Source organism: Paenibacillus sp. 3LSP, assembly GCF_032465655.1.
GTDB classification, from domain to species: Bacteria; Bacillota; Bacilli; order Paenibacillales; family Paenibacillaceae; genus Fontibacillus; species Fontibacillus barengoltzii.
Genome location: NZ_JAWDJI010000153.1, coordinates 1 through 23,710, shown reverse-complemented (window position 1 = coordinate 23,710; position 23,710 = coordinate 1). Strand labels below are relative to the sequence as shown.

Below are 23,710 nucleotides of genomic sequence, written 5' to 3'. Positions count from 1 at the left end.
CCCCCGGGGGGATGGAAATGAACCTAAAAGAGCTTTTTAAAGATACTATACGAGGAGGAATAAACATGACGAAACGCCGTACGGCCTTTTATTGGATGACTTTACCCGCTCTCGTGTTATTTTTTGCTTTTCACACCTATCCAGCGCTTCAAGGCATTTTCTATGCTTTCACAAACTGGGACGGCTTCAGCAAAAGTTATGATTTCATCGGTCTGAAGAATTTTATTAATGTATTTAAGGATTCGAATGTCCTGGATTCATATATCTTTACGTTCAAATATGCGATTACAGCCACGATCCTGATTAACGTACTCAGCTTGTTGATTGCACTGGGGTTAAATGCGAAAATTAAGGCTAAAAACTTTTTTCGCGCCTTTTATTTTCTGCCAAACGTCCTTGGTGTGTTGATCATCGGTTATATCTTTAACTACCTGTTCTCCAACGCCTTCCCGATCTTGGGCGAGAAGTTAGGTAGCGATTTTCTCTCGATTAACCTTCTTGGAAAACCTGACTGGGCCTGGGTTGGTGTCGTCATCGTCGGAGTTTGGCAGGCCATAGCCTATAATACGATTCTTTACTTGGCCGGCTTGCAGACAATTCCTGCCGACCTGTACGAAGCTTCGAGTCTCGATGGTGCCTCCAAATGGAAAGAGTTCTGGAAAATCACTTTTCCAATGCTGGCCTCGTTCTTCACCATCAACATGGTCCTGGCTATGAAGGGCGGGTTAATGGTCTTTGACCAAATCGTTGCATTAACCGGAGGCGGACCGGGTACAGCCACCCGATCAATCGCGTTATTGATTTACCAAGGTGGCTTTACTGGCGGTGAATTCGCTTATCAATCAGCAAATGCGGTCATCTACTTTATCGTGATCGTCGCCATTTCTCTGTTCCAAATTAAAGTTCTACAAAGACGGGAGTTGGATCAACTATGACTAAGAAAACCAATTGGCTCGCAACGATACTCATTGCGCTTGGCTCCCTTTTCATTTTGTTCCCGCTATATATGACCGTGAGCATCGCTTTGAAAAATCCGGAGGAAATGGCTGGCTCAATATTCTCGTTGCCGACAGGCCTCCATTTCAGCAATTTTAAACGGGCTATCGAAGCCACCAATTTCTTTCAAGCCCTCGGCAATAGCTTTGTCATTACTGCCGTATCGGTTGTTTTTATTCTATTGACCAACTCGCTGGTTTCTTATGCGATCGCCCGGAACATGAACCGCAGGTTCTTCAAAGGGCTGTACCTTTACTTTATCAGTGCGATGTTCATTCCGTTTCAAATTATTATGCTGCCTGTCGTTAAAGTAACAACTGACTTAAGCATGAATAACATTCCCGGTCTGATCATCCTGTACATCGTTTATGGTCTGCCGTTTAACGTCTTCGTGTATGTCGGTTACATCCGCTCCATACCTATTGAGCTGGAGGAAGCAGCGACAGTCGACGGGACGTCTACCTGGGGGACCTTCTGGCGGATCATCTTCCCGCTGCTGGCGCCAATCAGTGCTACGGTTGCGATTCTGTCCTGCCTGTCAACGTGGAACGACTTCCTGTTGCCGCTCATTTTGCTGGCTGATCCAACTCAATATACACTGCCGCTCGTGCAATACGTGTTCCAAGGCCAATTCAGCACGGACTATAATCTGGCCTTCGCCTCCTATTTACTGGCGCTGTTGCCGATGGTTATCGTTTATCTGTTCCTTCAGAAATGGATCATTAGCGGGATTACGCAAGGAGCTGTCAAGGCTTAAGCCGAACGGTACACCGTTGTGCTTTTCCAAAAAGAAGACCCAAGCCTCCATTCATTCCAATGATGGCTTGGGTCTTCTTTTTATTTTAACGTAATTTCTTTCTCCCAGGTCACTTCCTTACCTTGATCATTCGCGAAAACAAAGGTGACCTTGCCAGTTTCGTCTTTCATTTCGTCAGGATAAATGAAGCCCATAAACTGTCCGTTACCGCTGATATAGAATCCGTTTCCGCCTTCTTGACCATGCTTAATGGCTTCCTCCAACGTATTTACGATGTTGTTTTTCTCGGATGTCCAATGGATCTCCTTCAGCATGTAGCCTTCCGGTGCTTTTTTGACCGTGAAGTCAAAGCTTCCCCCTTCAGCCAGCGGTTTCGGGGTTTGATCGATGACGATCAGAATGTCGCCGTTGGCAGCATTCTCCGTGCTGGCGTTATCATCAGACGTATTGGCAGAATTGTCGTTTGTTGCGGTCTCTTGATCCGAGTCTGCCGAGTTATTAGCCGATCCCGAATTTGCCGATGTCGGGTCGTTGACCCCGGACGTATTTGCTGGTGTATTCGTCGTCGTATTTGGCTCTTGCGGCGCTCCACTTAATGATTTATTCCCGCATGCGCTCAGCATCAATACCGCCGTCAGAGCTGCCATCAAAAGTACCAGTGTTTTATTTTTCATCATGAGTTTCTCCTCCGTTTATGTGATCTTGATTTGCTAAGGTAAAATAGAACGCTACACCTTGCTCCGTATTCCGAGCTCCGTATTCACTGCCATGCAGCTCCAAAATATGCTTCACGATCGCCAGCCCCAGCCCGGTCCCGCCGGATTTGCGGTCCCTCGAACGTTCTGCCCGGTAAAATTGGTCCCAAATCCGGGCCAGATCCGCCTCAGGAATCGTGGGGCCTACATTTTCGATCGTCGTCGTGATCTTTCCATTCACTTCCCGATGCAGTTCAATGCAGATGATGCTTTCCTCCCGGGCGTGGCGAACGGCGTTGCTTAGTAAGTTCAGGACTACCTGCTCAATCCGTCTCGGATCGGCCCAAACCGTCATCTCCTCCACATGGGATGAATGCAGTCCGCTTTTCTCATAACTAAGTGTCAACTTGATTTGAAGCCCCTTGGCTTCCAGCTGCTGATCAAAGGACTCGGTTACCCGCTTGACGAGGCGGGACAAGGAGAAGCTGCGCGGTTGCAGTTGGATCTTCTTCACCTCAAATTTGGACAGTTCCAGCATATCCATAATCAAGGCGTTCATTCGATCGGTTTCGCTGACGATCAATGCCAGATAACGCTCTTTTTTGTCGTCTGCCACTCCGTCCTGCAGCCCTTCCGCAAACCCCTTAACGATGCCTAGAGGTGTTTTCAGCTCGTGAGATATGTTGGCGACGAGCTCTTTGCGCAGCTCCTCTGCTTTCCGCTTCTCCTCTACATCCTGCTGCAATTGACGATTAGCCAGGGTCAGCTCCTTCAACGCTTCGTCCAAATTGCGCGACAGCCGGGCCAGATTGCGGGACAGCTCGCCGAACTCGTCCTTGGACCGAGCTTCCGGCACTACAGAGAAATCCAACTCCGCCAGGCGGGCAGCCGTACGATTCAAGGCAAGCAACGGACGGGACACCAGCCGCGAAAAGATCAGGGACAGCAGAACGACCAGCACAAGGATCAGCGGAGCCAGCACAATCACATAATTTTGAAGAATGTCCACGGCTTCTCCAACCGGCTGCAATGAGCTTAATGCGATCATGTAATGCGGACCCCTCTGCTCTTCGTTGGCGAGCGGCTGAAGCAGTACAGCGTACTCGACACCGCTCCACGGATCCCGCCATTCGAATCGAACGAGTCCCTCTTGAAGCAGCTCCGTTTCGGAGCAATTATTTCTGTAAATTTGCTCTCTCCAAGCTTGAACCGCATCATCGATCAACGAATCCTGATAAAACGGATTATATGAGCGAGAATGGGGCTCCGGCAGCAACAGATCCTCTACCTTGCCTTCCACCCGCACCAGCCCGAGATCAGGCTCACGACTCGCTTCTGCCGACAAATGAATCTCCACGGGATTCATAATCGTATCCAGCTGATCCATAAACATCCCGTCGACCGTCAGCTGATCGCCAACCGCAAATTTCGGAATCTCTTCCCAGGTTGTCCCTTCCGTCGGAATGACGACCTTGATCTTCTTCCCGCTTAACGTCTGCAAATCGATATAATAAGGTTCATAGTGAAGCTTCACAAATTCTCGACTTAATATAGCGATACTGGCGTCATGCCGGTTCATGTATTCGCCTAACAGCCGGGAGACTTGCTGGTCATCGTTGGGATGCTCGCTGAACTGCTTGGCAAAGCTCCGCATGCTCTCGACCAACCGGTTGATTTTGGTCTCCCGATAGAAGCGCTCGAAGAACATGCCTTCAGCCACCATGACGACCGAGAAGGCCAATAACACCAGCACCGAAGTGACAATGAACAACTTAAAAACAACGCTATGCCTTCTCATATGTTCACATCGAATTTATAGCCTGACCGGATCACGGTAACGATGTACCGACCTTCGTCTCCCAGCTTGGCTCTTAATTTTTTGATATGGGTATCCACGGTACGTGAGTCGCCCAAATAATCGTATCCCCAGACCGCATCCAAAATGGCCTCCCGGGTTAACACCTTGCCAGCATGCTTGACCAGAAAGATCAGCAGCTCATACTCCTTGGGCGTTAAATTCACCGCGGTCCCTTTGACGGCCACGACATGCGCTTCGCGATTGATCGACAAGTCGCCGAACACTTGCACCTCGCTGGCCCGGCCAACCGTGCCTTCCTTTCGTTTCATCAAAGCCGTGGCGCGGGCGACGAGCACCCGGGGGCTCAGCGGCTTTGTCACATATTCGTCGGCGCCCAGCTCGAATCCGAGCAGCTGATCGTCGTCCTCGGTTCGAGCCGTCATAATGATGATCGGCACATCCGATTTGCCGCGAATTCGCCGGCAGACGGACCAACCGTCCATTTCAGGCATCATGATGTCCAGCACGACCAGATCAACAGAGGTCTGCTCGAAAATGTCCAGCGCGATGCGGCCGTTCTCGGCTTCGTGGACTTCCCATTGTTCTCTTTTAAAATAATCGGTGATAAACTCACGCATCAGTGCGTCGTCTTCCACCAGCAATATACTTCGTTTCATCCCGACATCACCTTGCTCCTATTCTAGCATATTCATCCCCCTTCTATGAACTCGTATGAACTCGGTCGGCACCTCCATTTCTCCTTGCAAAACCAAGTATAAAGCAGTGATGTGTCTGCCGTGTGAACTTGACGTGACCAAGAAAAAAAAGAGGCGCTCCGCTGATCGCAGAAAGCCTCTGCTCAGGTATCCCGTTAGTTCTATGCATTGGTTTTCTATCTAACACTGACAATCAGGCTGTGAAGTCTTCACCAACCTGTAAAGCGATTTTCCCCAAATAATGACGGTTCAGCATCTGATGTGCCTTGCACCACATAACTTTGCTTAAAAGAAAAGCCTTGATAGACGAACGTAAGTCTACCAAGGCTTATTGCATTTATGAACTAGATCTTATAGGCTTTCATTGCTTTGCGCAGCTCTTTGAAGGTTGGACGCTTACCGTACAGCAGGACACCGGTGCGGTAAATCTTCGCCGACAGCCAGCCGAACACGAAGATCGCAATAGCCAGGACGATCAGCGAAGCCGCAATTTCCCAAATTGGCGGCTCCCCGAGGCCAATCCGTACGATCATCGACACCGGCGAAACGAACGGGATGAAGGAGCTGACCTTCATAAGCAGCGAGTTAGGCGTGCCCAAGCTGAAGATCCCGATATAGAATGCCGCCAGCGACAGCATCGTAATCGGCATCACCGCTTGCCCCAGCTCTTCGGTCCGGCTGACCAGCGAGCCGACCGCGGCAAACAGTGTAGCATACAAGAAGTAACCCAAAATATAGAATACTAGGCCAAGCACTAATACTTCCACGCGGATATCAGACAGATGCAGATTGAAATCCGCCAACACCGGCTGGTTGTACGGCAGCGAGATATTAATCGCAATCACTGCGGCAAAAACAGCAATTTGCAGCAGCCCGATAAAAAACATCCCAATAATCTTCCCGAACATTTGCGCGAGCGGCGATACGCTGGTGATAAGAATCTCCATAATGCGCGAGCTTTTCTCTGCAGTGACTTCCGCCGAGATCATATTCCCCGTCATCATTATGGTCATGAAGAACAGGATGATGAGTACATATACGATAACGTAATTAATTGCCCCCATCGCTTCCGTCGGATTGCCGCCTTCGCCCGCACCAGAATCCGGTGAAGCCTTCACCGCATTGATTTGGATCGGCGTGCTTAACGCAGCGATTTGCTCTTCTGTCAGCATGCCTTTCGTGATATACTCCGCCTTGACGTTCTGGAGTGCCGCTTGCAGCGCATTTTGCAGCCCCATTCCCAAGCTGTCTTTCTTCGAGGTGTAGGTTACTGCTGGGAAGACACCGCCGTCTCCTTCAGCAAACTGCAGATACCCATCGATCTCCCCGGCTTCAATTGCCGCTTGCAGCTTGGCTTTGTCCGCTTGCTCGTAAGGAACCAACGTGTAGCCTGCTGCCGGCTGCTTCTCTGTATAGGCTTCCAGCGACTTCGCCAACTCCGGTTGCCCTTCGTACACAAGACCAATCTTCGTTGGTTGATCATCCCCGCCGGTAAATTTATCGATAAAATAAGGCACATGCAGCCCGATCGTCACCAGCAGCGCCAAGACCAGCGTCGTAATGATAAAAGATTTTGTACGCACTTTATTCATGAACGTAAAGCCAACGACCGTCCCCATTTTATTCATTGGATTCACCTACCTCTTTAATAAAGATCTGATTCAGCGTAGGCTCCTTAATTTCAAAATGCTCTACTTCGCTGACCTCCATCGCTCTACGCAAAATCTCTTGTGCTGCCGATACCTGCGAGATCCGTACCAGATAGCCGCGTTCTTTCCGCTCCACCTTCTCCACGCCTGCGATCCGCTCGAGCCCTGTTACTTCTCCGGCTGTATGCAGGAGCACTTCTTCGCGAGGATAACGTTTTTTGATCTCTTGCAGATTGCCCTGCAGCACGGTATTTGAACGGTGCAAAATCGTGATGTTCCGGCACAGCTCCTCCACATGCTCCATCCGGTGAGTGGAGAACAGAATGCTGGTGCCTTGATCGCGCAGCTCCTTCACCGTCGCCTTCAGCAGCTCGACGTTAACCGGGTCCAAGCCGCTAAACGCTTCGTCCATAATAACAATTTTAGGTTTATGAACAACCGCGGCGATAAAGCCCATTTTTTGCTGATTGCCTTTGGACAGCTCCTCAATTTTCTTATCGTAGTATTCCGGCACTTCAAATCGCTCGAGCCAGTATTTCAGGCTCTTGTCAGCCTCTGCTGCAGACATGCCGCGCAAGCGGGCCAGGTAGATGATTTGGTCGCTGACCTTCACCTTTGGATACAACCCGCGTTCCTCCGGCAAATACCCCATTTGCGATTGCAGCTCCCGGCTGTAAGGCTTGCCGTTGTACAGAATTTGTCCGCCGTCCGGATAGATCAACCCCAGCACCATCCGCATCGTTGTCGTCTTCCCAGCACCGTTGGCGCCCAGCAAACCGTAAATCTCGCCTTCCTCTACCTGAAGCGAAATGTTGTTGACCGCCGTTTTCTCGCCAAACTGCTTCATGACATTGTCCAGTACCAATGGTTTCGCCATATTCCCTCTCCTTCTTCGCTACAAAATAATTGATGCGATTAAACCAATGTCGCCGTGGATGGGGTTACCAGCTTCGCCGGTGAATGCCCTTGAATCCACAACTGCAAAATCTCATCTAACTCGAGGCTGCGGGTTTGCATCACCTGCAGGCCTTTGGCGGCTAGACTCTGCTGCAGTTCTCCTTCGTACTGCTCTTGAACGATCAGCTTCGTCACCTGCGGTCCATCTACGCGAAGAATCGTTCCCTCGGGCAGATCGCCCGGCGAGCAATCGCTGCTGCGGATCCAAATCTCCTTCCAGCTGCTAAATAACTGATCCTTCTCGGCCATTCCGAGTATCTTCCCCTGGTGAATCAAAGCAATGTAGTCAGCCAGCCGCTTCACTTCCTCCACGATATGGGTCGCGATCAAGATCGTCATGTCCTCGCCCTCCATAAAGTCCCGGAGCTCGTCGATCATGCCCTTCCATGCGAAGGGATCCAGCCCTGAGGAGGGCTCGTCGAGCAATAGCAGCTTCGGCCGGGCAGCCAACGCTGCCGCGATCTCGTATTTCCGCCGCTCCCCCTTGGACATCCGGTTTAACCGTTCATTTCTCGGGACGTCAAACCGGTTCATGAGATCCTCAAAGAGCTGCTGATCCCAAGTTGGATACCATTGTGATCGGAACTCCGCTGCGCGCTCGGCGGTCATATAATTTTCTTCCGGTTCGGGCGCTTCCGAGACATATCCGATTTGTTGGCGCAGCTCAAGGGGCAACTCACCGGAGCACGACTGGCCGAACCAACGAATTTCCCCCGCATCTGGCTGCAGCATTTGCTGAATTAATTGCATCATCGTGCTTTTGCCAGAGCCGTTAGGCCCTACGAGAGCCACGATATACCCCTTCGGCACTTGCAAATGTAACGGCCCGATCGTTTTACGGCGTCCCCGTTTCAGCGCTCCAATCAGCTCAATCGCCATCGGTTGTGTCATTCATCCGTCCCCTCCTTGTCTGGATTTGAGTTATATTTCTGTTGCATAACCTGCAAAAATAGCTGCTTCAACTCTTCCGCCCCGTATTGCATCGATTTTCCGGTATCTACCGCCTTCTCCAACGCTTCCTTCACTACAGCGGTGCGGTATTCATCCCGTTCGTCCGCGCCGACCTTGGCGACAAACGTTCCTGTTCCCTGCCGCGTCCGAAGCAGTCCCTCCGCCTCCAAATCTTGATAGACCCGGCGGACGGTAATGACGCTGCAGTTTAAGGCGCCGGCGAATTCCCGAATCGAAGGTAACAACGTACCTTCTGCGATCTGGCCGCTGACGATTAGGGAGCGAAGCTGCGACTCAATTTGATGATACAGCGGCGCTGCACTATTTTCGTTGATTTGAATGGGAATCCACACCTTTCTTGCTCACCTCCGCCTTACTCCCGTATTTCTCTGCCATCCTTAAGTCAAATCCCGCTTCATTAGTCTTCGCCGCGTCAGCGATAACAGGTAAGTGAACCCGAGACCGCCGACAGCTATGGAGCACCACATCATTGGTGAGAGTATGGTGTAACGCCGGGAGTTTTCCAAGATGATTGCCAGCAGGTTGACGTCAAGCCAATTCATGACAAAAGCGGCTCCCGCCAGCAACAGCATGAGCAGGAAGGTTAACCCTAAATATACTTTGCCGCTCATCAGAAGCTCGCAATAAATAAACAATCCGTTAATCAGTAAGCTGTATCCCGTCCAGGTGAAGCAAAACACAAGAAAGGCTCCAAAATCCCACACCATACTATCCATCAGATACGTGACCAGATAAAGGCCGCCGTAGAACAGAATCCCGTTGAGCAGCATCGCCGCTCCCAGTTGAATCAGCCTGCTTCTCAGCACCGTCTTCACCGAAATTGGCAACACGCGATAATATCTCAGCATTTGGGTATACGAATTTTCCCGAATATAGTTAAATGACCGCCGAGTAAAAAAGAAACCTGTGAAAGGAACCATGATCAACATGAGGAAGTCGCTCATCGGATTCATCACGTACTGGACATGCTCTTGTGTTCCAATAAAGATGCCGAGCATCAGCGCAATGTACAGCATAAAGATGACATTCCAAATGAGATACATCCGATCACTTTGCAAATCTCTTCTGAAAATCACCCAAGCGCCTTTCCAACTATCCATCGTTCATCAACCTCTTTCATTCCCATCTTCATCCTTCGATCATCGACAAGCTGTGATGGCCACTGTGCTTACTGTTTATATCTTTATATACAGTATAATCTGTGCTTATTTCGCTGTCAATGCTTCTTTCATCCACAAAAAAAAGCCAACAGCGCGATTCTTTACGAATCGGCCATTGGCCGTAGATAGATCCAGTATACTTACGATGATTTACATACCCAAAATAACTTCCCATACCGGCTTCGTATGGCCGCCTGGATACAGCAAATACAGCAGCACATAAACGACAACCCCCGTAATCGCCGTGCAAAACCAGATGACCGAGGTGACCCGTCCCCACTTGCGGTGTTTGGCGTACTTCTCCTTAAAGCCAAGCACCAATGTGGTGATGCCAAATACGGCTGCAACGGTCGCTAGAACGATATGGAAGGTGAGGAACGTCTGATAATAGCCTTTGAGGCTATCCGGTCCGCCCCACGACGTATTGCCGATAAATACAGTTCGCGACATATAGATCAGGAAGAACAGAAGCGCAGCCACAGCCGCCGCAATCATCGTCTTCTTGTGAGCTTCCCGTTTCCCTTTAATGATAAGCCCCCACCCGATCGCTACCAGCACGGCACTAATGACGATAAATGATGTGCTAAGCGTCGGAAATAACGTGAACAGATCCAATTTGCATCCTCCTAAACGTTTTGTGAGATAGCCTTCCAACCCAAAATCGCCGGCCGGCCTCCCATCCCGTTGACTTAAGATCCGGTCTGAGGCGGAGGTGGATTCAGCGTAGAGTTAGACAAAGCAGCACCTTCCGCTTCTTCCTGGTCATTCTCGCGGTTCTCCTGCTTGTACCAATGATAAAACACGTACGCCAGCATCGACGCAAAGATGAACTCCTGAATGAATTTCATCAGGATTCCCCCAACCTGCTGATCGATGTTCGGCTGCAAGTAGCCAAAAAATTGCGGTCCGCCGAACTGACGAAGCAGCTGCGCCGGGTCTCCAGCCACGCAATATCCCATCGCCCGCGCCCAGACAGCCGGATCGCTGTAAGTCGCGTACAGCGGCTCGTCCGCAAAAATAATCAAGCCGCAGGCTGGCGTGAGCAGCACCATGTTAAGGAAGATAAAGCCCATTTTCTTAAGGCCCTGAACCCCTGCCCGCTCAGGCAACGGATTGACCAGCGTCCACCACATGAGAACTGCGGCGATAAACAAAATGACATAGTACAGTCGATGCACGCCAAAATGAAGCATCACATAGTCATGCACGACCGGCAGATGATAAAACGAAAACAACCCGTTAAACACGACAGCTGCCACCACCGGGCGAGCCAAAAACTTCAATGCTCTGAGCGGGCTTGAAGCCAGAAACGCTGTCACACGGCGCCAAACCCAAGGGGGCAGCCCCAGCATTAACAGCGGCGGCGCCAACAGATAGGACATCGCCATGCTGAGCATATGGAAGCTGAACATCATATGGCCGAGCAGTTCCACCGGACCGCCTTGTGCTAAATAAAGCAACAGCATCCCGGTGACAAACAACACTTTCCGTCCCACGGGAACGTGGACATCACCTTCAGCCCATTTCTCAGCGCCCGGCCCAATCAACACAAAATATCCGGCTGTCACCAGCAGCATGAAAGCCAAGAAAACCGGACTCCAGACCGCTGTGAAATTAAAATATTCTAACCCCAGCACGGCAAACCCTCCTTCCGCAGCGCGCTTAGTTCTGTCCAAATTGTGAACAAGGGGGTAAATACGACAAAAACGGTGACAGCATCCCAAGCGGGAAGGTACCGTTTTTGTGCTATACCTATCTTAACTATGCAGTTGAACCCGCAAAAGAGGGGGCCCGCCATCTGGAGAGAGCCTCCTCTTCTTCTCTTACCACCACATCCAATATAAAGCGGCAATAATCGCGGTAAATGCAACGAAAAATCCACCAGCCATGAAGATGATCGGGATCAAATGGCCCTTATCCTTCATGTGCATCCAGTAACCCAATTGAACCAGCACCTGCAGTACCGCCATCAACAGCAACAAAATGACGGTGAACGCGGTATTCACTCCGCCGGCTGCAACCGCTGCAAAAGCGATCAAGGTCAGAACGATGGAGAAAATAAACGCGACAATGTGTTTCTCCGGACCTTCATGCCGCTGACGGTGCTTTACCGTCGGTGAAGCGTTTGATTCCTGATTGACCATCCGTTAGACCACCTTTCCGAGCAGGTAGACAACCGTGAAAATGAACACCCAGACAACGTCGATGAAGTGCCAGTAAATAGCCGACACGTAAATCTTCGGTGCCGTGACGACGGTCAGACCTTTTTTGAAGAGTTGCCCAATGAGCAAGGAAATCCACAAAATCCCGAACAACACGTGCGCGCCGTGGAAGCCTACCAGCGTATAGAACGCCGAACTGAACGCACTTGTGGTCATGCCGTAGTCTTCATGCAGGACATACTCAGCAAATTCATATATCTCCAGCACAAGGAAGGCCAGGCCAAGCAGAACAGTTACAGCCAACCAGCCTGCCAGCTTCCCTTTGTCTCCGCGGTGCATCGCTTGAATGGCGAACACACTCGTCAAACTGCTGACCAAGAGGATAAAGGTTGCAGCGGCCGTCATCCCCAAATTAAACAGCTCACTTGCGGACGGGCCATCGGCGATTTGATTCCGCAAGGTCAGGAAGGTTGCAAACAAGGTACCAAACAGGACGGCCTCGCCCCCAAGGAATAACCAGAAGCCCAAAATTTTATTACGGCCCTCCAGCGTTGCCTTCTCTGGTTCGTGCGGCAGCGTACCTGCTACATGCGATGTGTTTGGTGCACTCATGCTTTGACCTCCTTCCCATTCAGTTCATCAGGTTCGATGTGCCAGCCGTGATCGTCAAACAAGGAACGGAGCAGCATCGACAAGAACGTAATCGCCAAGCCGAGGCCAACTACAATGTAGTTGTTGAACAGGAAGTTCATCGCACCGTTACCAAAATCATCGTTCGCGAACATAAAGCCCAGACCAGCAATAAACAAACCTACCGACATAATAAATGGAAGAATCGTCGGCGAAGGCATATGAATCGGACCAACCGGCTCTGCCGGCGTCATTTCTTTGTTGCCAGCCATCTTCTCTTTCCAGAAAGCGTCAATCCCGCGAACCAGCGGAATTTGCTTGAAGTTATATTCCTCTGGCGGAGAAGCAATCGACCATTCCAGCGTACGTCCATCTTCCCAGACATCACCTGGAACGCCCTTCGGTTGTCTTGCCGTAATTGCAATATTCACCAGGAACAAGATAACCCCAACGCCCATCAAGAACGCACCGATCGTACTGATCAAGTTCAACAGGTCAAAGCCTTGGTTCGGCAAATACGTAAAGACGCGGCGTTGCATCCCTAGCAAGCCAAGGAAATGCTGTACGAAGAACGTCATATGGAAGCCAATAATAAACGTCCAGAACTCCCATTTGCCAAGCTTCTCATTCAAGACGCGGCCAAACATCTTCGGCCACCAGTAATGCAGTCCGGCGAACAAGCCCAGAACCAGACCACCTACGATAACATAGTGGAAGTGCGCTACGACAAAGTAAGTATCATGGTATTGATAGTCTGCCGGCGCCGAAGCCAGCATTACCCCGGTAACCCCACCCATAACGAACGTTGGGATAAAACCGGAAGCGAACAGGTTAGCCGTCGTAAAGCGGATTTGACCGCCCCACATCGTAAACAACCAGTTGAAGATTTTGATCCCCGTCGGAACGGCAATCAGCATCGTAGCGATGGAGAACAGCGCATTGGCCACCGGCCCCATCCCTGTCGTAAACATATGGTGCGCCCAAACCATGAAGCCCAGGAAGGCGATCAGGATCGTAGCGAATACCATCGAGCTATAACCAAACAACCGCTTACGCGAGAACGTACTTACAACTTCGGAGATGACCCCAAACGCTGGCAAGATCAAAATGTAAACTTCAGGGTGTCCGAAAATCCAGAAAATATGTTGCCACAATACCGGGTTACCGCCGCTTTCTACATTAAAGAAGTTTGCGCCGAGAATCCGGTCAAACGTCAACAGAACCAGACCTACCGTGATCGCCGGGAAAGCGAATAAGATCATGGCAGACGTTACAAATGTGGTCCAAGTAAACATCGGCATCCGCATAAAGGACATCCCCGGCGCGCGCATCGTAATGATCGTCGCCAGGAAGTTGATACCGCCGATCAGTGTCCCCAGACCAGCGATCTGCAAGCCGATCGTGTAGAAGTCAACCCCGTGTGTCAAGCTGTACGTCGTACTCGACAACGGCGTATACGAGGTCCAGCCTGCATCCGGTGCACCGCCCATCAACCAGCTCAGGTTCAGCAGCAGTCCACCAAACAGGAAGGTCCAAAATCCGAGAGCGTTCAAGAAAGGGAACGCGACGTCCCGAGCCCCGATTTGCAGCGGGATAACCGCGTTCATCAGGGCGAAGATCACCGGCATAACGCCAAGGAAAATCATCGTTGTGCCGTGCATCGTAATCAATTCGTTAAATTGCTGTGCCGATACAAAATCATTCATCGGTTTTGCCAGCTGCACGCGGATCAGCAATGCTTCGATGCCGCCGATTCCAAAGAACAAACCGCCCGCCACTAAATACAAAATGGCGATTTTCTTGTGATCGACCGTCGTCAACCAGTCCATTAACCCCTTGTGCCGCTTGACAGTGTGAGCATGAGCCAAGGTTTGTACCCCCTCTATTAATTCCTATCCATCCATGCCGTCCATAGAGGCACGCAAGATTAATAAGATAATTTGCTGTTAGCCAAGTAGTCGGCGATGGCTTCGATTTCAGCATCCGTTAATCCGAGATCTTCCTTCGGATTTGGCATTTTGTTACCTGGTTTTACCTTTTGCGGATCCGTCAGCCATTCCACCAAATTATCCTTAACCGGTTTGCCGTCGATCGGTTTGCCGGACGCTTCTGCATTATGTAAAATGCTCGCAACCGTCTCTCTGCTGCCGATCCCCGTCAAGTTCGGTCCCAGTGGCCCGCCTTGATCACCGATCGCGTGGCAGCTCAAGCATTGCGTCTTAAATACTTCCGCAACGGCTGGATCCTGAATTGTTTGTACCGGCGCCTTCATCGCTTCAACCCAACGGTCAAACGACTCTGGGCTAACCGCCTTGACTTTAAACTCCATGAAAGCATGGGATTTCCCGCACAGCTCGGCGCACTTCCCGAGGTAAACCCCTTCGTTCGTGGCTTCTAGCCAAGCTTTGTTAATCGTTCCGTCCGTATTGGTATCCGTTTTGCCGCCGAGCGAAGGCACCCAGAAGGAGTGCAGCACGTCAGCTGTCTTCAACTCAAGCGCAATCTTCTTCCCCGTAGGGATAATCATATCCTGGGCAGTCGTAATGCCGTAATCCGGATAGGTGAACTCCCACCAGAACAAATGCGAAGTGACTTTAACCTTCACCGCATTGGCATCCTTCGAATAATCTTCGCCAAAGGCAAAAACTTTCTGCACCGTTGCAACCGCCAGAATCAGAACCAGAACCAACGGAATGGCAGTCCAGATGATCTCCAGCTTATGGTTGCCTTCAACTTGCTTGGGAATGTCGTTTTGCCCCGGTTTACGGCGATACTTGATCCACACGTAAGCCGCGATCCCGAATACGATCAGCATGACTACAATCATGATCGTAATCGACAGTTTAATTAATCCGAGCTGCCCTTCAGCTACTGGACCCTGCGGTCTGAGCACGGACAGGTCTTCACGGCCGCATGCGGACAAGAGCAACGCTAGCATGGCAAACAAAGGTACTAGCCGCTTAACAGCCTTCCAAGGTTTCATCATTGATCTACCCCACTTCTTACGTTTTCTTCCGCAGCATCACAGAGATTTCCAGCCTGCGCAGCTCAAAAATCTACCTGTCTATCACGGAAACTACATTCCTGTCAATTACAACAATCACCTATTAAATATATGATTGAACCCCTCGTTTGTCAATGATTCAGGGGCAGTTCACAAATTGTTCAAAAATCCGAAAACCCGCGTCACAAAAGGTTTTGTGAACGTTTTCTCCAGTTCGACATCAAGTGAAAAGGCTGCCAATTTTGAACAAAACTCGGTGAATTGTGACGATTCCCTACTCTGCTTCATTTTTGACATTTCTTCAAACTTTATTTCATTTCAGCAGAAGAAATTTAAACATTGCCTCAGGTCAGGCGTGAAGGCGCGGCGCTGTTCGAGTGCGTGCAGGGGGAGTCTGGGAGTTTGAGGTTATGCTGCAGGGACTTACGTGGTCGTGCTGCGAGTAGTAGAAAAAAGTGGCTGTTGGGGAACGTGATGGTGCGGGCTGTGGCGCTAAACGTGTTGAAATGGTGAGAAACGAGTGGTTTGGTGCGATGCGTGTGACTTGGTGCGGAAGATGTGGTTTGGCGCGATGCGCGTGGCCTGGTGCGGAACATGTAACTCTAACGGAACGTAGCGACCTTATTTACACATTTCCCGGCTATTTCCCGCTGTAACGGAACCAAATGACCTTATTCCTCGTTTTTGGCTGCAATCCCCCGTCCCCGCTCCAAATAAGGTCTCCTGGTTCCGTTAGAAATCAGGGCACCGGCTAACTGGCCAAATAACGGCTCTACGTTCCGTTAGAACAAAAGAAAAAGAGAGCTCCCGCTCTCTCTCTTCGTCCACATTATTCCCCGTTGGTCAATACCAACGGTCCATCCTCCGTGATCGCCAGCGTGTGTTCGTAATGCGCCCCAAGGCTGCCGTCCGCGGTACGAATCGTCCAGCCGTCGTCCTCCCACAACACCGCGCCGGTTTCTCCGCCGGTGAAGATCGGCTCGATCGTGATCACCATCCCCGGTCGCAGCGTCACTCCCGTGCGCGGCCGGCCGAAGTTCGGCACGTCCGGCGCTTCGTGCATCGACTGGCCGATGCCGTGGCCGATCAGCGGCTTCACGATGCCGATGTTCGCGGCCTGCGCCACGCGCTGCACCGCATACCCGATGTCCCCGATCTTGTTCCCGGGGACGGCCTGCGCGATGCCGGCCATCAGCGCCTGCTCGGTGGTCGTCAGCAGCTTCTCTGCCTCAGCGCTCACCTGTCCGATCCGGTAAGACCAGCCGGAATCGGCCATCCAACCGTTTTTACCTACGACAATGTCGATCGTGACGATGTCTCCGAGCGCCAGCTTCTGATCGCTTGGGAACCCGTGGCAAACCACGTCATTAATCGACGCACACGTCGCAAACGGAAAGCCGTGGTATCCCTTCTGCTCCGCCTTAGCTCCCCGCTTCGCCAGAAACGACTCCACGAAGGCGTCGATCTCCAAGGTGGTAATTCCCGGTCCGATCATTTTGGCGATTTCGCGGTGGCACTCGGCCAATATCCGTCCCGCCTCACGGATCCGCTTGATTTCCTCTTTGGTTTTTATGCGTACCTTCACATCTTGTTCTCCTTCCGCTGCCGCACGACGATTGATTTCGTGATGTTCCCGTCAGTTTAATATATGTGGGAACAGCAGAAAAAAACCGTCCCGAACGCCCAAGGCGCCGGAACGGCGAATATGCTTCGATTCAAATGGTCTTCAGGAAACAGACGAGTCCAATTTCCCGAGCTCATGCTCAACCAGGTGGGTCAATTCCTCTTCATAGCCGCCCATAATCCGATACTTGCGTACATATTCTTTCACGAACTTCTTCGGATCTTTCGGTCTGAAGATTCGGGTCATTTCCCGTAAACTTTCTTTCACTTCATCATGACCTTTTGTTGCCATACTGATTCCCTCCCAGAACGCTTAAGGTAAATGCTCCGATTTTGCGATGCCGAAAAGTGCGGGTTCAGATTCATGAAGCTATGCCGGCTATTTAGTTGTAATGGAAAGACCTCCTATTGCCTTATTGTAACATATTCAGAAGAAGGTTTCAGCTTTCTTCCAAACGTACATTTTTTATCCGCTTCACCTAATACTATTTATAAACGGGTGCAGGGGCAAACTACATGCAGTTGAGAGTCATTGCCTGGACTTGAAGAGGAGGGATACCGCCATGACTTCCCAGTCTCCAAAAATTCTGATTTTATATGCCAGCTACGGGGATGGACATTACCAAGCCTCCAAAGCGGTGGAAGCCAGCTTGCGAAGCCGAGGCGTAACCGACATCACACTGCTTGATCTGATGGCCGAAGCGCATCCGCTGATTAACGGACTGACGAAGTTCGTATATATGCAGAGCTTCAAAACCATCCCCGGCCTCTACGGTTGGGTCTATAACGCCACCAAACAGATGCCGCAAGAAGCGCCGCTGCTCGAGGTCATCAATTCGTTTGGCATGAACAAGCTGCAGCAAACCCTGCAACAAACCCAGCCGAATCTGATCATCCACACCTTCCCCCAGCTTGCCATGCCTAGACTGCTGAAGCGGACCGGCCAATCCCTGCCGATGGCAAATATCATCACCGACTTTGACCTGCACGGACGGTGGATCCACTCCGGAGTCGACCGCTATTACGTCGCCACCGAGGACTTGAAGGCAGAAATGGTCAGCCGGGGAATCCCCGAGGAACGCATCCGAGTCAGCGGCATCCCGGTTAAGCCGGAGTTTCATCTGCAGCATCCGGACAGACAAGAATGCCTCACTGGTCCACTTCAAGAGCTTTTCGTAAAAAATCACACCAACAACAAAACCACCATCCTGCTGATGGCAGGGGCTTACGGTTCCATGCAGGGGGTACGCGAAGTAATAGAGCGGTTTATGGCACTGGAACATTACCGTGTGATCGCCGTTTGCGGCAGAAACCATGAGCTGTACCGTGCACTGCATGAGCAGCTCCCTCCCCATCCAGACGTGCACCTCTTGGAATATGTTGAGCAAGTAGCTGCCTTGATGCAACAATGCGACTGCATCGTAACCAAGCCGGGAGGGATCACCTTGTCCGAGGCGCTGGCTTGCCGACTGCCGGTGTTCGTCTATCGCCCTGTCCCAGGGCAAGAGCTCAATAATGCACGTTATCTGGCCCAAAAAGGTGTGGCCTGCATCACCCGAACCCCTGCAGAGCTGACCGAGGAAATCGATGCGCTATTCCAAGATCCACACCGGCTGACCAAGCTTCGCCAAAAAATAGAAAACCTCCGTCGGCCGGAAGCCGCGGAGGTGATTGCAGACGATATTTTAGAGCAGTGGTTCGCGCCCAAGCAGGCCGAGCTGGTTCTTTCATAAGGGGGCTCGTCATACATTTAGGATAAGACAATCCTCTCCTGAAAGTAGGTGTCGTCCTGATGTCCCCTTTTAAATCATCCACCGGCCTCTACGAAAATGTCGCCGGCTTCCTGTGCTACTTGCTTGCGTTTGTGGGTGGAGTTGCGTTTCTCGTGCTCGAGAAGCGCAGCCGATACGTGCTGTTCCACGCCCTTCAGTCGGTTATGCTGTTTGGCGGGTTGATGCTGGCTCATGCCTTGTCCGGCTTTCTACCGGTCATCGGCGTGGTCGTCAATCTGCTCTTGACTCTGCTGGGCGTTACGCTTTGGGTGGTCATGATGCTGGCTGCGCTCCAGGGCAAATGGCTGAAGTTGCCTTGGATCGGCGAACTCGCAGAAAAACAGCTGCAACGGATGTAATTCACCAGCTAGACCGAGGCACATTTTATGCGGTAGCTTTGGCGGTTTCGCTTGGTTCAGCAGCCCCATTCAGCTCAGCTGCCTTGCGTTGGCCCTTCCAGCCGTTAAACAGCAAGTTCAGCACAATCGCCGTAAAGCTGCCGGCAACGATACCATTGTCCACCAGAATCTGCAGCTTAGCTGGCAGTTGGTCGAACAGCTCCGGCATCACGGTCACACCCAGCCCCATGCCGACGGAACAAGCGATGATCAGCAAATTTTCATGCCGGTTCAAATCCACTTGGTCGCCCAGCATCCGAACGCCGGAGGACAACACGAGACCAAACAACGCGATCATCGCTCCGCCGAGCACCGACGTCGGCACGAGCTGCGTTAACGCAGCGATCTTAGGTACGAAGCCGATCAAGATCAGCAGCGCACCCGCTACTACGATGACGTCCCGGGTTTTCACCCGGCTCATTTGGACAAGCCCGACATTTTGAGAATACGTTGTGTACGGAAACGAGTTGAAAATCCCGCCAAGCATGATCGCCAGCCCTTCCGCCCGATACCCCCGCGTCAAATCCTTATCCGTAATTTCTTTATCCACGATTTTGCCAAGCGCCATAAAGACGCCGGTCGACTCGGCAACGCTCACGATCGCGACCAGAATCATCGTCAAAATCGCCGAAGCGTGAAACGTAGGTGCACCAAAATAAAACGGTTGTACCGCATGAAACCAGCTGGCTTCCTTCAGCGGCGTCAAATCCACTTTACCGGCAAGCGCCGCCACCAGCGTCCCGGCAATCAGCCCCAGCAAGACGGAGATGGAACGCAGAAAGCCCTTGGCAAAACGGTTCATTAAAATCACGAACAGCAATACCCCAAAGCCCAGCGCGAGATTCAGCGGACTCCCAAAGTCGGGATTGTCCCCTGGACTGCCGCCGCCAAGATCCGTAATCGCCACCGGGATCAGCGTAACGCCGATAATCGTGACCACGGAGCCGGTAACCACCGGCGGAAACAACGCAATCAGCTTGCCAAACAAACCGGCAAACAGGAAAACAAACAGCCCGGAGGCAATAATTGCGCCGTAAATCGCGGAGACCCCTGCGCCGTCGGTCAGCCCGATGGTAATCATCGGCGACACCGCTTGAAATGCGCAGCCCAGCATGACCGGAAGCCCGATGCCAAACAGGCGGTTGCCCCAGACTTGAAGCAACGTGGCGACACCGCAGGCCAACAGGTCGATGGCGATCAGGTAAGTCAGCTGCTGATTAGTAAAATCAAGCGCTCCCCCAACGATCAACGGGACGATGACAGCCCCGGCATACATCGCCAGTACGTGCTGCAGTCCTAATGAAAAGGTTTTAAGCGGATGACGGTGTTTCTGAAAAATACGTTCCCGTTTCATAAAAATCTGGTTCCTCCCCGATTTAATAGTTCATCTCATGAATAATTCGGTGTTTCTTCCACGAACGTCACCGCACCGTCTTCCAACGAGGCCACCCGAACGAGCGATTCAACGCGGTACCCCGCTTCCGTAAGCAACCGTCCTCCCGGCTGAAACGACTTCTCGATGACGATCCCGATGCCGGCGACCGAAGCCCCGGATTTCTCTACAATGCGGGTCAATCCAAAGGCTGCCTCACCGTTCGCCAAAAAGTCGTCCACGATCAACACCCGATCGGCTGCATGCAGAAACTTTTTCGACACCGTGATCTCGTTGGTTTCCCGCTTGGTGAACGAGTAGACTTTTTCCACAAAAATGTTGTCCTTCAGCGTCAAGGATTGATGCTTGCGGGCAAAGATCATCGGCACATTCAGCTCCAACGCGGTCATAATCGCCGGGGCAATCCCTGACGATTCAATCGTCAGCACCTTCGTAATCCCTTCTTCGCCAAAGCGCCGGGCGAACTCGGCCCCTATTTCCTTCATCAGCACCGGATCCATTTGGTGGTTAAGAAACGAGTCGACCTTCAGCACCTGGTTGCCCAGAACAATCCCTTCTGCCATCACTTTGTCTTTTAGCAGTTTCACTCCTGTTTCCCCTCTCCTTCAATCATTCATCACATGAACTAAACGCAAAAAAGCCCATTTCTCAACGGAAATGGACTTTAAATTTAGAAAGCACCGAATAAGCCCGAACAGCAATACTAAGCGATCAGGACGGCTAGAAGCCTAAAGCTGATCCCCTTGATTCCTGGGCGCATGCGAGGCGGTACTTTCCGTAGTCCGATCATTTCCGGTGATCAGGTAGAGACGCGCAGGCCCATTCCTGCACTTATACGGAAAATTCATGGATTCATATATAACACACAATGCTAGAAGTATAACGCATTCCGCCCGGGTAGAGAAAGAGGAATCTTTTAGGGTTCTGTGAAAACTTTGCAAAGCCCTGCGCGAAGCAGTGCCGTCTAACCGCACCAGAGCTGGTTTAAAGCGGCTTCGGCTCCTGCGGCAATAGATGGGTGAGCAACGTTTTTAACTCGCCGTCTTCTTTGTACGTCTTCTCCCCTGTGTCAAGGCGGCGTACCCGGATCTCGCTGTAATCAGCACCGGCTTCCGTCGGCTTAAACACCAGATGCTCCCAATCTTCTAAACGCAGCTTATATCCCATCTCATCGAACATTTGCAGATAGTCCGCTTCGGTTGGCGTCTTTCCTTGATCGAGAAAAAGCAATCCGCGCAGGTGCTTCACTTCATCCTTATGTACGACGTCAAAATGTACAATGCATTCCATGTGCTGCACGCTCCTGTATCCTGTTCTATGCGGTATAGCATCTCCTGCAGCAGGCAGTCGCATCCACTTGAAGCCGAGCGCCCGCGATAAGAAAAACGGCACGACAGCTGCGGAGCTGCTGGGATTCCCTAACCCAGCCCCTGGGCCGCCGTACCGGCGTAGACCGCATGCTCTTAACTATACTTACGAATCAGCGTGCGGCTGCGGCAGTATACTTTTTGACAACCTGATGAACTTTTTGAAGCAACCAGCCGTTCCCGCAGTACGACGCTAGATTTGTTCAGAGCCGCAATGCGGGCACCATTTTGTCCCTTTGACCAGCGTCGACGAACAGATTTGGCATTTCACCGTAGCCACTCCGCCGATGATCACTTCAGGTTCATCCAAATTCTCCGGTTGTGGAGCGACAGCGTCCTGCTTCCAGCTGCGAATACGGCGATCCAGTTCCTCCTGACGTCTGCGTTCCCGCTCCAGCTCGCGCTGGAGACGCTCTTCTTCCTCAGGATCGATCGGCTTCACCGCTTCCGATACGGGCTCTGGCTCCCGCTGCTCCGCTTTCTCCCGAACAAGGGACGCAGCAAGCTCCAGCGTATCCATCTCGTCCACCTCGACTTGCTTCATCACAGGCGGCTCGACACTCGCGGCGGCCTCGCTGGCTGCCGGGGACTTCACCGGCTCCTGAACCGGCTTCAGCAGCTCGGTTGGAACGGCTCGCTTCGCCACGGCCAGCTTATGGCCGCAGTATTGGCAGAACAAGGCATCCTCCGCGACGTTCCGACCGCAGGCGCCGCATAAGCGCTCATTCTTGAGCTCGGCGATTTTCATCCGAATCTCGTCGCGTTCCTCCGTCAGCAGATCGCAGGTTTTGGCCAGTTCGAGCATCTCTTTCTCCGCTGCAGCCATATCCTTCTTCCGATAAGCTTCATAGAACACTTCGCCCATTTTATGAAAATATAAATCAAGCTCACGTTCGATATTTGAAATTTGAGTGTTTAGTTTACTAATCTCCACGACATTTTGCGCGCGATCGGTAACCTTGCCCGCACCGTCTTTCAAGCGTTGTAAAATTTTCATGACATGATTCCTCCCCGCGAAATATTCATAATCATACCAGATTTTGCAGCCCCATGAAACCGTCCTGCGACTCAGGAAGCGGCCTCTTCGGGTTCTCCGCGGCCATCCAGCTCCAATTTAGGGACTCACATGCCCCTTGGCGCTTCCCTGCTGGCCGCAGCGAATATTTCGGGGTGGGTGTGGCGAGAACGCGGCCAAGAAGGGGACGCGCATGCTACAGCGCGGCTTCTAGGCGCCGGCACCGGGAGGCCGGCGCACGGCCGGACTGACTATGCCCAGCGGTCAGTCCGGCTTGCGGCGCAGCGGGGCGGCGAGTGCCTCCGCCCGCTGCATGACCCGCTCGGCGACGAGCGCCAGCCCCGTCGCCGCCCCCCGCACGCCGGGCAGCAGCGCTGCCCATGGCGCGGGGTCCGGGCCCGCCTGCGGCGCCTCGGCGCCTGCCGCCGGCGGGCCCACAGGGCCGAGTTCCACGTCGACGTCGTGGAACTCCGGCCCGGGCTCGTGCAGCCGGCCTTGCTCGGCTGCTTCCGCCAGCCGCTCGGCCAGCAGCGGACCGCCCGGGCCGGCGGCCTCGCGCCGGGCGCTGTCGTGCGGCCCGGCGGCACGGCGCAGCGCCGCTTCGGCGGCCGCCAGCGGCGCCTCGGCGGCCCAGGCCGCCCAGACG

General features: G+C 52.2%; 25 protein-coding genes, 1 pseudogene and 1 riboswitch. Of the genes and pseudogenes, 5 read left to right on the top strand and 21 right to left on the bottom strand.

Features of this window, described 5'->3' with window-relative positions:
• The first annotated feature begins 65 nt into the window (after positions 1-65).
• Entirely contained in the window at positions 66-935 is an 870-nt protein-coding gene (locus tag RW092_RS12745) for a carbohydrate ABC transporter permease (RefSeq protein ID WP_016313602.1), read from the top strand.
• A complete protein-coding gene (locus tag RW092_RS12740; RefSeq protein WP_028538069.1) occupies positions 932-1,753 on the top strand; it encodes a carbohydrate ABC transporter permease in 822 nt (273 codons plus the stop codon). Before RW092_RS12745 ends, RW092_RS12740 begins: the two co-directional genes overlap by 4 nt.
• Positions 1,754-1,833: 80 nt before the next feature.
• Here the strand turns inward: RW092_RS12740 and RW092_RS12735 are convergent, their stop codons facing one another.
• The 16 genes from RW092_RS12735 to RW092_RS12660 form a co-directional block, all read right to left on the bottom strand.
• A complete protein-coding gene (locus RW092_RS12735; RefSeq protein WP_316010367.1) occupies positions 1,834-2,427 on the bottom strand; it encodes a hypothetical protein in 594 nt (197 codons plus the stop codon).
• Positions 2,417-4,219, bottom strand: a complete 1,803-nt coding sequence (locus RW092_RS12730; protein ID WP_316010366.1) for a sensor histidine kinase — start codon at positions 4,217-4,219, stop codon at positions 2,417-2,419. The genes RW092_RS12735 and RW092_RS12730 overlap by 11 nt, the downstream gene beginning before the upstream one ends.
• Positions 4,220-4,242: 23 nt before the next feature.
• A complete protein-coding gene (locus tag RW092_RS12725; protein WP_316010365.1) occupies positions 4,243-4,923 on the bottom strand; it encodes a response regulator transcription factor in 681 nt (226 codons plus the stop codon).
• Between the two features lie 383 nt (positions 4,924-5,306).
• Positions 5,307-6,590, bottom strand: a complete 1,284-nt coding sequence (locus RW092_RS12720; RefSeq protein ID WP_085279493.1) for an ABC transporter permease — start codon at positions 6,588-6,590, stop codon at positions 5,307-5,309.
• On the bottom strand, positions 6,583-7,488 hold the full coding sequence (locus RW092_RS12715; RefSeq protein ID WP_009224066.1) for an ABC transporter ATP-binding protein: 906 nt from the start codon (positions 7,486-7,488) through the stop codon (positions 6,583-6,585). The genes RW092_RS12720 and RW092_RS12715 overlap by 8 nt, the downstream gene beginning before the upstream one ends.
• 38 nt (positions 7,489-7,526) lie before the next feature.
• On the bottom strand, positions 7,527-8,459 hold the full coding sequence (locus RW092_RS12710; RefSeq protein WP_085279494.1) for an ABC transporter ATP-binding protein: 933 nt from the start codon (positions 8,457-8,459) through the stop codon (positions 7,527-7,529).
• Positions 8,456-8,872 carry a GntR family transcriptional regulator gene (locus RW092_RS12705; RefSeq protein ID WP_016313610.1) on the bottom strand — a complete coding sequence of 139 codons (417 nt, stop codon included), beginning with the start codon at positions 8,870-8,872 and terminating at the stop codon, positions 8,456-8,458. The genes RW092_RS12710 and RW092_RS12705 overlap by 4 nt, the downstream gene beginning before the upstream one ends.
• Before the next feature lie 45 nt (positions 8,873-8,917).
• A complete protein-coding gene (locus tag RW092_RS12700; RefSeq protein ID WP_316010364.1) occupies positions 8,918-9,640 on the bottom strand; it encodes a hypothetical protein in 723 nt (240 codons plus the stop codon).
• A gap of 210 nt (positions 9,641-9,850) precedes the next feature.
• The gene (locus tag RW092_RS12695) at positions 9,851-10,315 is read right to left on the bottom strand and encodes a DUF420 domain-containing protein (protein ID WP_016313612.1); all 465 of its coding nucleotides are present in this window, start codon (positions 10,313-10,315) and stop codon (positions 9,851-9,853) included.
• A 74-nt stretch (positions 10,316-10,389) separates the two neighbouring features.
• Complete coding sequence (gene ctaG, locus RW092_RS12690; RefSeq protein ID WP_016313613.1) at positions 10,390-11,337, bottom strand: cytochrome c oxidase assembly factor CtaG; 948 nt, start codon at positions 11,335-11,337, stop codon at positions 10,390-10,392.
• A 186-nt stretch (positions 11,338-11,523) separates the two neighbouring features.
• Positions 11,524-11,844 (bottom strand): cytochrome C oxidase subunit IV family protein, encoded by a 321-nt coding sequence (locus RW092_RS12685; RefSeq protein ID WP_016313615.1) that lies wholly within the window; start codon positions 11,842-11,844, stop codon positions 11,524-11,526.
• A gap of 3 nt (positions 11,845-11,847) precedes the next feature.
• The gene (locus RW092_RS12680) at positions 11,848-12,474 is read right to left on the bottom strand and encodes a cytochrome (ubi)quinol oxidase subunit III (protein ID WP_016313616.1); all 627 of its coding nucleotides are present in this window, start codon (positions 12,472-12,474) and stop codon (positions 11,848-11,850) included.
• Positions 12,471-14,321 (bottom strand): cytochrome c oxidase subunit I, encoded by a 1,851-nt coding sequence (ctaD, locus tag RW092_RS12675; protein ID WP_051135009.1) that lies wholly within the window; start codon positions 14,319-14,321, stop codon positions 12,471-12,473. The genes RW092_RS12680 and ctaD overlap by 4 nt, the downstream gene beginning before the upstream one ends.
• Positions 14,322-14,419: 98 nt before the next feature.
• Positions 14,420-15,478, bottom strand: coding sequence for a cytochrome c oxidase subunit II (gene coxB, locus RW092_RS12670; protein ID WP_016313618.1), 1,059 nt, complete (start codon positions 15,476-15,478; stop codon positions 14,420-14,422).
• An 847-nt stretch (positions 15,479-16,325) separates the two neighbouring features.
• Positions 16,326-17,081: a type I methionyl aminopeptidase gene (gene map, locus RW092_RS12665; RefSeq protein ID WP_016313619.1), complete on the bottom strand. Its 756-nt coding sequence runs from the start codon at positions 17,079-17,081 to the stop codon at positions 16,326-16,328.
• Between the two features lie 141 nt (positions 17,082-17,222).
• Positions 17,223-17,411, bottom strand: a complete 189-nt coding sequence (locus RW092_RS12660) for a hypothetical protein (RefSeq protein ID WP_009224055.1) — start codon at positions 17,409-17,411, stop codon at positions 17,223-17,225.
• Positions 17,412-17,682: 271 nt separating this feature from the next.
• On the opposite strand from RW092_RS12660, the gene RW092_RS12655 reads away from it, so the two are divergent.
• Together RW092_RS12655 and RW092_RS12650 are read left to right on the top strand one after the other, a co-directional pair.
• On the top strand, positions 17,683-18,852 hold the full coding sequence (locus RW092_RS12655; protein ID WP_016313620.1) for an MGDG synthase family glycosyltransferase: 1,170 nt from the start codon (positions 17,683-17,685) through the stop codon (positions 18,850-18,852).
• A gap of 59 nt (positions 18,853-18,911) precedes the next feature.
• Positions 18,912-19,250, top strand: coding sequence for a DUF4870 domain-containing protein (locus RW092_RS12650; RefSeq protein ID WP_016313621.1), 339 nt, complete (start codon positions 18,912-18,914; stop codon positions 19,248-19,250).
• A 25-nt stretch (positions 19,251-19,275) separates the two neighbouring features.
• On the opposite strand, the gene RW092_RS12645 is transcribed toward RW092_RS12650, so the two are convergent.
• From RW092_RS12645 to RW092_RS12635, 3 genes are all read right to left on the bottom strand, one after another.
• Positions 19,276-20,643: a nucleobase:cation symporter-2 family protein gene (locus tag RW092_RS12645; RefSeq protein WP_028538081.1), complete on the bottom strand. Its 1,368-nt coding sequence runs from the start codon at positions 20,641-20,643 to the stop codon at positions 19,276-19,278.
• Positions 20,644-20,678: 35 nt separating this feature from the next.
• Positions 20,679-21,269, bottom strand: a complete 591-nt coding sequence (locus RW092_RS12640; RefSeq protein ID WP_028538082.1) for a xanthine phosphoribosyltransferase — start codon at positions 21,267-21,269, stop codon at positions 20,679-20,681.
• Between the two features lie 171 nt (positions 21,270-21,440).
• A riboswitch (purine riboswitch) is annotated at positions 21,441-21,541 on the bottom strand.
• Between the two features lie 125 nt (positions 21,542-21,666).
• A complete protein-coding gene (locus RW092_RS12635) occupies positions 21,667-21,972 on the bottom strand; it encodes a hypothetical protein (RefSeq protein WP_016313624.1) in 306 nt (101 codons plus the stop codon).
• Positions 21,973-22,039: 67 nt separating this feature from the next.
• Between RW092_RS12635 and RW092_RS12630 the strand changes: the two genes are divergently transcribed.
• The gene (locus tag RW092_RS12630) at positions 22,040-22,246 is read left to right on the top strand and encodes a hypothetical protein (RefSeq protein WP_316010363.1); all 207 of its coding nucleotides are present in this window, start codon (positions 22,040-22,042) and stop codon (positions 22,244-22,246) included.
• On the opposite strand, the gene RW092_RS12625 is transcribed toward RW092_RS12630, so the two are convergent.
• On the bottom strand, positions 22,243-23,046 hold the full coding sequence (locus RW092_RS12625; protein ID WP_085279499.1) for a zinc ribbon domain-containing protein: 804 nt from the start codon (positions 23,044-23,046) through the stop codon (positions 22,243-22,245). The genes RW092_RS12630 and RW092_RS12625 overlap by 4 nt on opposite strands.
• Before the next feature lie 282 nt (positions 23,047-23,328).
• Positions 23,329-23,710 (bottom strand): annotated as a pseudogene (locus RW092_RS12620) (hypothetical protein); the annotation flags it as partial.